This is a genomic window from Halobacillus sp. SY10, assembly GCF_045401165.1.
In the GTDB taxonomy this organism is placed as follows: Bacteria; Bacillota; Bacilli; order Bacillales; family Halobacillaceae; genus Halobacillus; species Halobacillus aidingensis.
This window is the reverse complement of sequence record NZ_CP174345.1, coordinates 2,422,466-2,436,132: the sequence shown is the minus strand read 5'-3', so window position 1 is coordinate 2,436,132 and position 13,667 is coordinate 2,422,466. Positions and strand designations below refer to the sequence as shown.

Here is a 13,667-nt window from a genome sequence, read left to right as displayed (position 1 = left end):
TCGGGCGGTGAGGATTATCTGATTCAATTCAAGGATTATCCCTCCAATCAGATGATGGTCTAGCAAACTCATTTATGATAAAATATTCTTCTGGACGACAAGATTTGATCTTTACAGACATTTCGATTATAATGTATAATGATATAAAAACCGAAAGGATGTTCGGTGTCATGGACGTAGTAGAACTATTCGCCGGTGTCGGCGGCTTCAGGATAGGTTTGGAAAAAGCCAGTCACGAATTCAATACAGTATGGGCGAATCAGTGGGAACCATCAACGAAATCACAGCCAGCGTTCGAGTGCTACACGAACCGGTTTCATACAGGTGAGCATTCCAACGAGGATATAGCAGAAGTCTGGCCGCAAGTACCAGAGCATGATTTACTCGTAGGTGGATTTCCTTGCCAGGATTACTCGGTAGCACGGACTCTGTCAGGGGAGAGTGGCATCCAAGGTAAGAAAGGTGTCCTTTTCTGGCAAATCATGAATATCGTTCAATCCCGTAAGCCGAAGTATTTGCTTCTTGAGAACGTCGACCGTCTCCTGAAGTCCCCCTCAAAGCAAAGAGGACGAGATTTTTCCGTCATGCTCGCCAGTTTGAGAGATGAAGGATATTATGTGGAGTGGAGAGTCATCAATGCCGCGGATTACGGTTTCGCACAGAGAAGACGACGCGTATTCATCTTCGCCTTTCACAAATCGACTTTGATAGCACAACGTCTTCAGAATGAAGGGCCTGAGGATATCCTTCATTCAAAAGGATTCTTCGTGAAGCAATTCCCTGTGAAGGAAGAACACAATCATCGCCACCCTGATCAAGAAGCGATACTCCCTACAGACATTGTGGAAGTTTCCGATCACTTCTCGCTTCCATATAAGAACAGCGGTATTTTGATAGGCAGTGATGTCTACAGTGCAGAACTCATTCCAGATTCGGACGTTTCCCCGGTCACATTGCGGGAAATACTCGAAGAAGCGAATGCGATCCAGGGAGAAGTGGATGAGAAGTATTATCTTAAGGAAGACAATGAAAACAAAAAAGGCCGTTCTGATTTCGAAGAGATGAAGTATCAGAAAGGTGCCAAGAGAGAGAAAAGGGTCTCCCAGACCGGACATGAGTACTATTATACGGAAGGTGGCATGGCGTTCCCTGAGAACCTCGATGCTCCCAGTCGTACGATGCTTACCAGTGAAGGGACCAAAAATCGGAGTTCCCATGTCGTAGAGGACTTGAATACCGGAAGAATCCGTTTTATCACTCCGCTCGAAGCGGAACTGCTTAATGGATTCCCACCTGACTGGACGAAAGGTTTCATGCCTGAACGGACAAGGTATTTCTGTATGGGCAATGCCTTGGTTACAGGAATCATAGAAAAAATAGGACATGAAATCCTCAAACTTCATAAAGAAGAAGAGGCAGAGGACCATGTCTCACAACTGGATTTATTTGAAACGGGAGTCGATTGCTGAGAGCGATCGGCTTTTTTTTGTGTCGGTATATTCAAATGTTATAGGGCCAGATAAAAAGGGCAACATGAATACAAGTGTACGAAAGGAGTGATATCTTGGCTGACATCATGACTTCGGAGCAACGGAAAAAGACGATGAGCAGGATAAGGGCAAGGTCCAAGCTAGAAGATAAAGTGAGCAAAGCTTTATGGAATAGAGGTTATAGATTCAGGAAAAATGTCAGGAAATTAAGAGGTACACCTGATATCGTCATCCAGAAGTACAAAGTCGTCATTTTCATCGATTCCTGCTATTGGCATGCTTGCCCAGTACACGGTACTACCCCGAAATCGAATACGAAGTTCTGGAAAGATAAATTCGAGAGGAACAAGCAGCGGGATCAACGTGACAACCAGTATTACGAGGATAAAGGTTGGAACATATTGAGAGTATGGGAACATGACTTGAAGAAAGATGAATTCGAGGATACGGTACAGAGGATATCGGAATTTATAGACAAAGCGAAAGAGAAGGAATGAAATCCTTCTCTTTCTTAGTATGGAAAACCATAGATGATGTAGGAAATGTTCAACATCAGATGGAATGGTCTTCTCTTATGAAACTTAAGACTTCGTTTACAGCATAAGATTTGCAAGAAGACTCTGCTTTGTAGCTGATGGAGTTGAAATTGCAAGTAGCTATGTAAAGGTCAGCTTCCATTACTTCGATAGTGACCTTATGTCCGCTCAGCGGAAAATATATGATTTCAAATTTACTGAGCAAGATACTTGATCCCCCTTTGTAGATTGCCTTTGGCTTGAAGTGCCTCCTCCTTATTCTATCATCAATCTTTGAAAAATGAATCCGTATTTACATCCAGTGCATCTGCTTGACTTTCAATGGTAATCAAAAAGGGATTTTTCAGTCCCCGTTCCATCCCGCTGATATACGTCCTGTCGAAGCCGGATCGGAAGGCCACTTCTTCCTGTGATAATCCTTTTTCTAAACGAATATTCTTTAAACGTTGGCCGAATATCTGTCTGACTTCTGCTTCTCTTTTTTTGTCCATACCGGCATCATCGTATGAACTAACTTAGAGCACCATGGACTGACAGTCACTATTTTACATTTTATTACATATAATCAGTAGATGTAAGAAGTTAACATTTGATTAGAATATATTTAATTCTTTAGTATTAGTTATTATTGTTCAATCCATACCAAATATTATCATGATTTGTTATAATTTTGTTAAATAAAGCAAGTGAGGTGATAGTTTTGGGATCGACATTCAACTCTGATATAGATGTAGAAAAAGAAGTTTCCAAATTCATTGATTCATATATGTACTCCCTCCTAGGCTATCGTTACGAAAGAATGTACGATAAGGACAGCCAAAAAAAAGGAATAGACGTGTATATGAGAAAGCAGGAAGAAGAAGTTTTCATTGATGATAAATGCGCAATCTATTTTGCCAACAAGGATTTGAAGACTTTCACTTTCGAGCTCTCATATATGAGAGGGCCAGTTATGAAGCAGGGATGGTTCCTGGATCATAACCAAGTAACAACACACTATAATGTGATGTGGATGAAGACCAGGGATGGAGTTGAAGACACCCGCTCTATCAAATTCAATGACATTACAGAAATAGAAGCGATGATCATTTCTAAAAGGGAGTTACAGAAATGCCTTGAAACCATGGGGTACACTACAGACGATTTGATCGAGTTCGATAGCTTATTCAGAAATTCAGGGCTTCGTAGTAGAGAAATGTCAAGTGGCGTAGATATGATTATCTCTCGTCAACTACCTGAAAAACCGGTGAACATTAAAATAGAAAAAGAGATTCTCTCCCTTATAGCAGATGACCATTACATCGTGACTCCATATACATTGAGGGATTTGAAGAAAAAGAAGTACATAAGTAAACCTGATATCCCTGAGTGTGCATACTCCTATGTTTTACAAGCACCTACCTCAGAAATCGATAAGAAAAAAGAGGTCATCCGCTATTTGATGGAGGAAGGAGTAAAAGTCTTAATTTTCACTGATGGCCCGATTACATCAATCGGGGATTCTTATATAGAGAGTAAGATGCTTCAAGTTTTTATCAATGAGCAAATAACTTTAAACCGGTTGTCAGAGGTGTTCGATGGTGACAGGGTCGATGAGGTACATAGAATCTCATCAGATTACCCTGGATTCAACTTCGAACAATTCAAAATCGAACACGCTGCTGCAGAAGAGAATATGATTGTACAGGCAGGAGCTGGTACAGGGAAAACGACGGTGATGATTGATAGACTCCAATATCTGATGTTGAAAGAAAAAGTGAACCCAGTCGACATCGTCATGATCACCTTTACAAGGGACGCAGCCAAGCATATGTACGACAAATTGAAGGAGGCTCTCCTTAAAAAGTATAAATGTACTCACAATCCCCGTTTCTTGCACATCATTGAAGGATTGAATGATATGCGCATACAGACCATCCCTTCTTTCGGTAAAGACCTGTTGAAGGAATTGGGACAGTTAAGTGGTCTAGGGTTGAATTTCAAGTTGAGAAGTTTCAAAAGCGATAAGAAGAAATGGCTAGAAGAAGCCCTTGATGATCTTTTGGATGGCCGTGGAGTGGGAGATGACCTCAATGCACTTTTCAAACCTTTACAGTTCCATGAGTTCATAGATTGCGCCTATGATTTTTGGGAGAAGTTCGAGCAAAAAGGTTTTACCACAGATGAAATCGCTTCAGCTGAATTCGGAGAGTCATCGAATTATAGTGAAATGAATGAATTGGTGGAAAAAATGATAAAGAACACTTTGGAGAGATATATCCAGGTCAAGGACAAGACGAATTCTTTATCATTGAATGATTTGACCAGACATATTGATGAAATCCATAAAAAAGATGGATCCTCCATATTCGGCCACCTCCAGAAACCCGTAGACTATCTGTTCGTCGATGAGTTCCAGGATAGTGATGACTCTCAAATCAGATTATTCTCAGCCATACAAGAAGCTTTCCAGTCAAAAATGTTTGTGGTCGGCGATACGAAACAGTCCATATATCGCTTCAGAGGGGCGAACCATACAGCCTTCAAAGTCTTGTCTAAGCAACTGGCGAACAGGGGCATTCTGATAAACGATAAGGATTATAGACTATTCAAGAACTATCGTAGTACGACACAGTTGTTGGAAGAAATGGAGCGGTTTTTTTCATTCTGGAAACAGAAAGGCTGGTTGGATGACAGCATGGAAAGGCTGCAAGGGATGAATGATGGTGATGTGGACACTGAACACTTGACTATCACCAAAACGAATAAAAAGGATAAGAAGCAATTACGGCAAGAAGCGATGCAGTTGATTATGCAGAGGTTTCGAAAAGTAAAGCAGTTGAACAAGGAAAAGAATGAAGGGCATAAAGTAGCTGTCCTAACGAGGACGATTGCAGAAGCGAGGTTGGTGGACCGGTGGTGCCGGGAAGAAAATCTGTTTACGGACCTCAAAGTAGGCGGGGATTTCTTCACAAGTCCTTCCGTACGTGAGTTTCACAGCCTCCTTTTGTTCCTGCTGCACCCTGATGAACCGAAGTTCGCATTCCCTGTTATCAATGGTCCATACGGAAGGGGACGTATCCGAGCATCGAGCTTGGTCCACCCCGGTGGATTCCATCGTGATCTAAAGAGTTCTTTGCGGAATCATTCCCGGAAACTGTATGAGTATGTGGATGAATTGAAGTTCAAACCTGTCTTGTCTGTTTTAAGGACTATATTGTCGGAAAGTGAACTTTATGATTTCGTCTTTTCAAGGGAACGTAAAAGGCTTGAGAAGGATGGTTACAGTGATGAATATTCCGAGGAACAGATTAAGGAAATGGCTCGACTACACACTCTCAGATACAAACGGAATTTGGGGAAACTCTTCGAAAAAATCCATCAAGTATTTTCAGAAGAGTTCGTGACTTTGAATCAGATACAAAGTTGGCTTGAAATAAATATCGCTACTAACAGGGATGAAGACCAAGTTTTTGTAGAAGATGGAGACAGCAGTCTCCTCGACCGGATAAATATTCTGACGGCTCACAGGGCGAAAGGTTTGGAGTTCCATACAGTGGTCATCCCCTTCACGGACAGGATATTCGAAAATGTCTTCAATGAAATCCTTTTCGGAAAAAATGAAAGTTCAGACAGGGTCAAGGTAGGTTGGAGGATAAAGAAAATCAATGAAGGTGAGAAATACAATGATAACCATGGATTCATGTCCAAAGGTGAAAACGAGGAAATGAAAATGGAAGAGTCTCGCCTTCTTTACGTAGCTATGACTAGGGCGGAAAGGGAACTTTGCATCATCAGGAATTGGAAGAACGATAGACATCACTATACATGGTCCAGGATATTGGATATTTACAACAGGGGGTAGGGACATGGGCACAGTCAAAGTTCTGACTTATGAGAACCCGAATGGTTTTCATTTCATGGAAGAATTCGAGCCTTATGAGAGTTGTCTACACATATGTGCTACGCAGTCATTGAAAGGAAGTCTTGAAAAACGATTGAGAAAAGCACGGGTCACAAGTGCGAAGGCACTGGTGGACTCGTTCTACCCAGGATGGAACAATCCGGATGAAAGGTTCAGTCAATATGCAAAGCTCTCAGACTTTTTACGCAAGGGGTATAGAAGGTTGAATCCGAACATACTCAAGTCATTCAAACGGAACAAGCTGGATTTATTGATAACTATGAGGAACCTCACAGAGATAGGTCTGAGGCCGGAATATGTTTTACAGAAGGTGCAAAAGGAAGAAGAAGAGATTTTTTGTATGGTATGGAAGGATATGCTTCCGCACTTCGCCCAGTTCATGTCCGAGGCTGAATACAGGTTGAGTCCAAAAGGTATGGAATCCGTAATTGAACCATATCAGAATTCTAATCAAGCTAGAACCATTGTATTACATGGCTTTTACTATATATCACCAGTCCAGCATCATGTATTAACTAAAATGAAAGAAAAGGGATTCAATCTGGTTTTCCTCAATATGTACAGCAGGAGGTTCCCTTCCGTATTCAGTTTTTTGGAAGAGAATTTTTCAGAAACCTATGGATGGGCAACGGATGAAGATTGGATTTATGGAAGTGATGATGCACGGCCTAATGCAGATAAGTTTGCTTCCAAAATCGAAGGATCTTATAGACAAGGAGATATGGAAGGCATAGACACGAAATCTTACGAATTTATATTGGATTTTGTAGAAGATATCAACAAGACCAAAATCACTGGTAAAGAGAATATGGTATCTCCTTCGGCAGATGAATTGAATGAGAGGATAGAGGAATTCAATAGTGGGCTGAACACTAATAAACATCTACTATCTTATCCGATAGGCCAGTACCTTTTCCATCTCCATTCGATGTATGACGAGGACTATGGAGATGGAGGAGCATACCTTCTTCAAGGTTCTACACTGATGGAGTTCTTTTCTTCCGGGTGGTTGACTTTGGAAGGGGAAAACGCTAGAGACTATACCTACCAATTGAAAAAAATCCTTCCTTATTTCTCCGGGTGTGAAACTACGGAGGAATGGACGCGGAGAATGAAGGATCTGGTTTATTTCAAAGAAGGGTTGCAGGAACGTCACGAAAGGGAAATGCTAGAAGAAGGCTTAGGTGACTCTAATCACTTCAAGAAAGTCAGATTAAACCAGTTTAAGAGATTCTCTTACTTGTCAGTCCCTCTAAAAGAAATCAAGCTGATTGAAGCTTTCATGGAACGTATCATCGATGATGCGGCTTGGATGATGGATATTGAGCGGGAACGTTCTACAATAAGGGATCATTTCCTTAAGATACAAGACCTTGTTAAAGAAGCGGGTGTCAAAGAGAATCTTTTGCTGGAAGAGGAAAGAAGGCTTGTGGATGAATTGGAACAGGCCCTGAAAGTATATGGGGATGATGAAGATTACCATGTGGCCGATTTGGCTGATGCCTTGACCATCTACCTTGGTGATGGGTTCAAAAGTCCAGATGATAAGAGGGATGACGGATCTCCAGGAAAAGTCAAGCCGATGGAGCAGCTGGACGGTATGATATTGTCCGGCTCCAGGAGTGTCCACATTTGTGCTTTCGATGAAAAAAGTTACCCTATGAAGAGTGCACCGATGCCTTGGCCATTGTCCAAAAAGACGATTGCGGCATTAGATACTCAAGCGACAGATATGTATCTGTTCAGAGAGAAGCACCAAGTTTCCATCTCCAGATATCTGTTCTTCCTCGCTTTGAGTTCTGAAAAAACACTCAAATTATCTTGGATCAAAAACTGGAACGATCAGGAGGACCTTGCACAGAACGTTTATATGGACCTACTCAATCTGGAGGTAGCCAATCATAGTGATACACCACAAGAATTCAATCCTGTTGATATCGACTACGACTTCGATTTGCTAGGTGGACAGACTTCGAATGTGGTCCAATACCCAAGTGAAGAAATGGCCGAAGCTAGTTTATGCGCTAGAAGAGTGTATTATAGTTCGGTATTGCAAACACATTCCTCTTATCAAAACGACTTCCATCAATCTTTTCTGATCGGTAACCTAGTCAAACAGGCCGGAGCTTCAGGCAAGGACAAAGGTGTAATACTGAGTTGGATGAAAGGGATGTTCCCGCATTTCAGCGAAGTCAGGTTGAAATCGATTATTGAGTCCAATTCATCAAAGAAATTGTTAGAGAGTCAAAGACATTTCGGGAAACAGAAAAGGGATTATGACGGCTTTAAATATGATACTGCCATCACTTACTTCCAATTCCTCACTCACAGAGGAGGCTTCACGCAGGAAAAATGGAAGGAGTCCATGACATATTTGGGGGAAGACCCAGTGAAATCTTATAAGAAGCTGAAACTTGAGGACAAGTTCGATGCTGATTCGATGCCCGAGGCTTCTCCTTCTGCACTTTGCAAGTATTGCCCTCACTCTTATCATTGTGAAGCTTCAATTTTCCATGCGGATATGAGAGGGCAGGAGGAGGAAGTTTGATATGAACTCTTCATTACATTCAGCCCTCGACTTCTATTTAGGGGAGAGGCGTATCGAGGGAAACGAAACACTAGATATAAGGGGAGCCAGAGATGGAATCCTTGAAGGTATCACCCTTAGTGGAGAACAGATGAAAATCACACATCTTCCCGTCAACCAACTCATGATAAAAGGGGCGGCCGGTAGCGGGAAAAGCATCACCCTGGTTTCAAGGATGATAAAGAAGATGGCGGAGAGTACACGACGTAATTTCCTATTCGTCTCCTTCAACTATCAATTGGTCATGGATGCAAGATACAGATACAATAAATCTCCGGTGCGTGCGAAATTGGAGGCTCTTGGGAACCGTATCGAATTCCTGACTTTCCATGAACTTGCCTATCAGATGCTTGGGCGTTGCGGCCAAGAAGTACCTAAATTCGGCACTGGACACAAAAACCTTTATAGACATGACGATAATATGAAAGCGAAAATGATGATACTCCTCGATAAGTTGGGAGGGGAGGAGTTCAAGGACTGCGCCCCACTCCATACTATAAAGCGGAACAAGAACATCGAGTTCCTGATGGATGAGTTCTCTTGGATGAAAGGGACAGGTTTCGTGTCCTTGGAGGATTATCTTGAGTGTGAACGTAAAGGGAGGGGAAGGCTGCCGCGCATATCAGTGGAGCAGAGGAAGACGGTATTCAAATTGTTCGAGGAATACCTAGCACTTCAACGACAGGACTTTTCAAACAGGATAGACAAGGACGATTACGCCCTCCTCATTCTGAAGAATATGGAGCGTTTGAATGTAGAAGACCTCTTCGACTTCATATACGTAGACGAGGTACAAGATCTCCAGCCGATGCAACTGAAAGTTCTTGTGGATTTGTGTAAGGAAGAATTCATCATGAGTGGAGATGACAAGCAACGCGTGTACAAAAGCAGCCCTTTCTCTTATAGGGACCTTGGCCTGGATATCACGAACCGGAACAACATAGTACTGGCGAAGAATTGGCGGTCGACCTATGAAATCATGAAAGTGGCTAATTCACTCAAATTCGATAAGACATCAGATGATACAAAGTATGAAAATGAAAAGTACTTCAGGAAAGGCGGGAATAAGCCTGAAATCACCGCTTCGAAAAGTAGAAGGGTAATGCTCGATAAGGTCGCAGAAAAAATCCATGTCATTTATGAAGATAACCCTGGGTCCCATATAGCCGTACTTCACAGATATAACAATTCCGGTAACGAATACAGCACCAAAAGTTATTTGAGCAAACATTTCAAGGTCAGGACATCAATACAAGAAAATGTAGAAAAGGGCAGCCTTTATTTCATCGAAGCTAAAGCAGCAAAAGGGCTAGAATTCGATTACGTGTTCATTCTCGACTTCGATAAGAACTATTACCCTCACCTAGAAGAAACAATAGAATTGGAAAAGAAAAAACAGCCCACTCAATCTTATAAAGAAGATTATGAGGAACTTCTGCAAAAGGAAAAGAGGATACTGTATGTCGCGATGACCCGGGCTAAAAAAGAGTTGGTCCTCCATTACTGTTATGACAGAAATGCTGAGATTGAAATTTCTCCTTTCATCAAGGATATCCATAATAAGGACTATGTGGCTAAAGGATTCAGGAAAACCTTGGTTTGATGTCAGTAAGCTGCTGGTGCATGGCTTATCTTGAAATAAACAGGTTGAATTAGGGGGGCTTTATCCCCCCGGTTCTAGTTTATTACATATAGAAATTCAAGTGTATTTATATAGAGGTGATAATGTATGAGAACGATGGACCCTGAGGTACTGGATGAAGCATTGAATTTTTATTTCAGTATTGAAAGTTCAAGGGGAGATCGAGAGGCGATGAAAAATACAAATGTTGAAAAAGGAGTTATTTTTCATGACGAGGATTCTCTTGTTGAGGAACTGAGGGGAATGGACCTTCAGTTTATTGATAAACGTCGGAAAGGTGGATGTTTATGGGTCGTAGGAGGGGCAGAGCTTGATTCAGTAATGAATAAGTTTGCTGGTAGAGGCATTAGATTCATTTTTAAACCCAATGGTGGTAGGGCTACAAAAAAGAAACCTGGATGGTTCACTAAGTGGCGAGAATAAAATAGAGTGAGCCACGCCTATCTATAACCAGGAGATATTGACCTGTATGCTTTTCTTTACTAAATGAAGTAAATAACTGAATTAATCTCTTAATGTAAAGTGGTGTTAAAATGCAAACAATCGTAAAATTTTCAGAATTGAATAACTCAAACCTTACAGTAGAAGCAATATATGAAGGAGGGCCACAGGATAATGTCTCTGCCGATCCTATAAGTAAATTGCTGAATTGTGAGAACATGGGTGGTTTCCGTATATCAGGTCAAAAGAAACTACATAAATACAAGTTATGTGGAATATACACAGACATGGTCAATGCAGACTGGCCAGATATGATAGAAAAAGAAACAGGAAAGTTTATTTACTTTGGGGATAACCGCAAACATGGCTCGGAACTTCATGATACTCCTAAGGGTGGCAATGAGCTATTAAGATATTCCTTTGACCAATTGCATTTAGGAAAGAGACACCAAATTCCACCATTTTTTATTTTCAGTAAATCAGGCAATAGAAGGGATGTTGTGTTTCAAGGTTTGGGAGTGCCTGGTCATCCAGATGTCAATTATTATGAAGACTTGGTAGCAATTTGGAAATTGAGGGAAGGGAAGAGGTTTCAGAATTACAAAGCAGTTTTCACTATACTTGATGTTTCAACAATCAGTAGGGAGTGGATAGAAGATCTTAATAAAGGAAAAACCCTTACAGAAAATGCTCCAGAAGAATGGGTGAAGTGGGTTGAGGAAGGTATATATAAACCACTGACTGCTGAGAGAACGATTGAACATCGTTTGAGGAAGGAACAGATACCGACTTCTTCAAGAAGATATGAGATGGTAGAGACAATCATCGAGTATTTTAAAGGACATCCCAATGGTGAGTATGCTTTTGAAGAATGTGCAGCTGAAATAGTTAAGATGATGGATAGTAACATTGTTGAGTGTATAGTTACTAGACCGTGGAGGGACAATGGACGTGACGCTGTAGGGAAATACAGAATAGGTTTACCCCAAAACGCTGTTAAAGTGGATTTTGCACTTGAGGCGAAGTGCAAAATATTCACGAGCGGTTGTGGTGTTTCTGAAACCTCCAGATTAATTAGTCGATTGAGACATCGTCAGTTCGGTATATTTGTTACGACCTCATATGTAAGTGATCAAGCATATAAAGAGATAAAAATAGATGAACATCCTGTCATAATCATCTGTGCGGATGACATAGGTGCTATTTTAGAAGGGCAGGGATTCAGGGAACGTGGAACAGTAGAAACATGGTTATGCACTAATTTTCCTTACTAACTGCATACAATATAATAAAAAATATATAGAAAGAATCTCCAATAAAAATTACTCCACTAACTCACTCAGTTGACTAAATACAGGATAGAAGCGGGAATCATTGATTTATTGACTAAAAAAGAATTAACAGTTTTGGGAAAATGGGATTATATTTCTCACCAAGTAGTTGCTTCACCATTTAAACCTATTGATTATATGGATAAGATGGATATATTCGGATATAAATTCATTCCTGATTTAATACGCTAGGTAATATTCATAGTATATCCAAATAATCTAGAAGTTTGATAAATGGCATTCCTAAGTCCCTACCAGATGGGGCACTTAGCCGGGATTGGTGAAGGAAAAGTCAACGGAATTCCGATTCGCATTGAACCAGTAATCACGCGCCATGATTGGAAGACCATACATAAAGGATGGATAACGATGCCCATTTACAATAAACTCGTCCGGGACAAAATTCCGGACATTATCGCAAAGTCAGGCAAGTCTTATGAAATCCAGCATCTATCTGATAAAGCCTATGTTAAAGAACTAGAGAGGAAGTTGGTCGAAGAAACAGAAGAATATCTAGAAACAGGAAATGACGAGGAGTCAGTCGAAGAACTTGCTGACTTTCTAGAGCTGGTGAGGGCTCTAGCTGTCCGACACGGTTGCTCGTTTGATGAGCTCGAAGACGTAAGAAGACGTAAAGCGGAAGAAAGAGGCGCCTTTAAGGAGAGAATCTATCTGGTCGAGGTAGAAGATGAGTCATAAATTGAGAGTAGGAGAGTTGCAAGCTTTCTACTTGACCGAAGAGGAAGTGTGGCGGTTCTTCACGATTGTGCTGACGACCAAATCGAAGAAGTCGGCTACGTATAAGTACGGTCTGTTGAAAGCGATGATTGAGAACTTGTACCAGGTCGACTCCGAAGGCGAAGTGACGTACGACCAGCTCGCTTATTCGTTCGCCAAAATCTATTGGAACCTCGTCATCCACCACGACTTGGAGCAGGGGACGAGAGGCTCCGCTGTCATTAAGAGATTGTTAGAAATCAGTGAGGAGCACCAGATTCCGAAAGATATCACCTTCGACAGGCTGGATCCCCCCATCCAGATCAAGGCAGCGAAACGAATAAAATCCGTCATGAAGACGAATGTATTCGGCGCGCTTTACGGAGATACGCGAGGGTCATTTTATGCGTTCGATCATAAGAAGGAGCGATTCCGCTTCAATGGGTATGTTCTTACGTTCATGAGGAAATATCAGCGACTACTGGTCGATCTCGTTAACTACCATATGGCGAAAATGATTGAGCAGTTAAACGCTGTCCCCCATATCAACTATCTCTTAGGAAAAGTCGAAAGCATTGCACAGCGCTCTACCTTGAAACCGTTCGAGCGGGTGTTAATGCAGTATTTTGAGGAAAGATGTTTCTATTGTAAAAAGTCTCTGGGTAAGGGGAACGTGCAGACCCATGTCGATCACTTCATCCCTTGGTCGTTTGTACAATCCGATCACCTGTGGAACCTTGTATTATCCTGTAGCACATGTAATACGTCGAAGAACGACAGGCTCCCGGTCCGGGAATTCCTGGATGATGTGGTTACGAGGAACGAACAGCTGCTCAATTACGAGGACCTCGTCATACGAGATCAGGACCTCTCGAATTATGAGGAGAAAAAAATGGTACATCTCTACGAATATTCGATTCAGAACGGTTATGAAGGCACCTGGTTTCCGTGATGGATGTAAGGAGAATGAGTAGGTATTTTGTTTTATTCTAAAAAACTTTAATGCCCGGCTTACTTGA

General features: G+C 41.5%; 10 protein-coding genes. 9 read left to right on the top strand and 1 reads right to left on the bottom strand.

Annotated elements, in window-relative coordinates:
* The first annotated feature begins 170 nt into the window (after positions 1–170).
* Together dcm and ACJA3J_RS12365 are read left to right on the top strand one after the other, a co-directional pair.
* A complete protein-coding gene (gene dcm, locus ACJA3J_RS12370) occupies positions 171–1,469 on the top strand; it encodes a DNA (cytosine-5-)-methyltransferase (protein ID WP_406944169.1) in 1,299 nt (432 codons plus the stop codon).
* A 95-nt stretch (positions 1,470–1,564) separates the two neighbouring features.
* Positions 1,565–1,987 (top strand): very short patch repair endonuclease, encoded by a 423-nt coding sequence (locus ACJA3J_RS12365; protein ID WP_089652251.1) that lies wholly within the window; start codon positions 1,565–1,567, stop codon positions 1,985–1,987.
* Positions 1,988–2,292: 305 nt separating this feature from the next.
* Here the strand turns inward: ACJA3J_RS12365 and ACJA3J_RS12360 are convergent, their stop codons facing one another.
* Positions 2,293–2,517, bottom strand: coding sequence for a helix-turn-helix domain-containing protein (locus ACJA3J_RS12360; protein ID WP_089652253.1), 225 nt, complete (start codon positions 2,515–2,517; stop codon positions 2,293–2,295).
* A gap of 209 nt (positions 2,518–2,726) precedes the next feature.
* Between ACJA3J_RS12360 and ACJA3J_RS12355 the strand changes: the two genes are divergently transcribed.
* From ACJA3J_RS12355 to ACJA3J_RS12325, 7 genes are all read left to right on the top strand, one after another.
* Complete coding sequence (locus tag ACJA3J_RS12355; RefSeq protein ID WP_406944168.1) at positions 2,727–5,870, top strand: UvrD-helicase domain-containing protein; 3,144 nt, start codon at positions 2,727–2,729, stop codon at positions 5,868–5,870.
* Between the two features lie 4 nt (positions 5,871–5,874).
* Positions 5,875–8,478 carry a hypothetical protein gene (locus ACJA3J_RS12350; protein WP_406944167.1) on the top strand — a complete coding sequence of 868 codons (2,604 nt, stop codon included), beginning with the start codon at positions 5,875–5,877 and terminating at the stop codon, positions 8,476–8,478.
* Between the two features lies 1 nt (position 8,479).
* Entirely contained in the window at positions 8,480–10,120 is a 1,641-nt protein-coding gene (locus ACJA3J_RS12345) for a 3'-5' exonuclease (protein ID WP_406944166.1), read from the top strand.
* Positions 10,121–10,330: 210 nt separating this feature from the next.
* Complete coding sequence (locus ACJA3J_RS12340) at positions 10,331–10,582, top strand: hypothetical protein (protein ID WP_406944165.1); 252 nt, start codon at positions 10,331–10,333, stop codon at positions 10,580–10,582.
* Between the two features lie 110 nt (positions 10,583–10,692).
* The gene (locus tag ACJA3J_RS12335; protein WP_406944164.1) at positions 10,693–11,874 is read left to right on the top strand and encodes a restriction endonuclease; all 1,182 of its coding nucleotides are present in this window, start codon (positions 10,693–10,695) and stop codon (positions 11,872–11,874) included.
* 291 nt (positions 11,875–12,165) lie between these two features.
* Positions 12,166–12,630, top strand: a complete 465-nt coding sequence (locus ACJA3J_RS12330; protein WP_406944163.1) for a phosphoribosyl-ATP pyrophosphohydrolase — start codon at positions 12,166–12,168, stop codon at positions 12,628–12,630.
* Positions 12,620–13,600, top strand: a complete 981-nt coding sequence (locus tag ACJA3J_RS12325; RefSeq protein ID WP_406944162.1) for an HNH endonuclease — start codon at positions 12,620–12,622, stop codon at positions 13,598–13,600. The genes ACJA3J_RS12330 and ACJA3J_RS12325 overlap by 11 nt, the downstream gene beginning before the upstream one ends.
* The last annotated feature ends 67 nt before the right edge of the window (positions 13,601–13,667 follow it).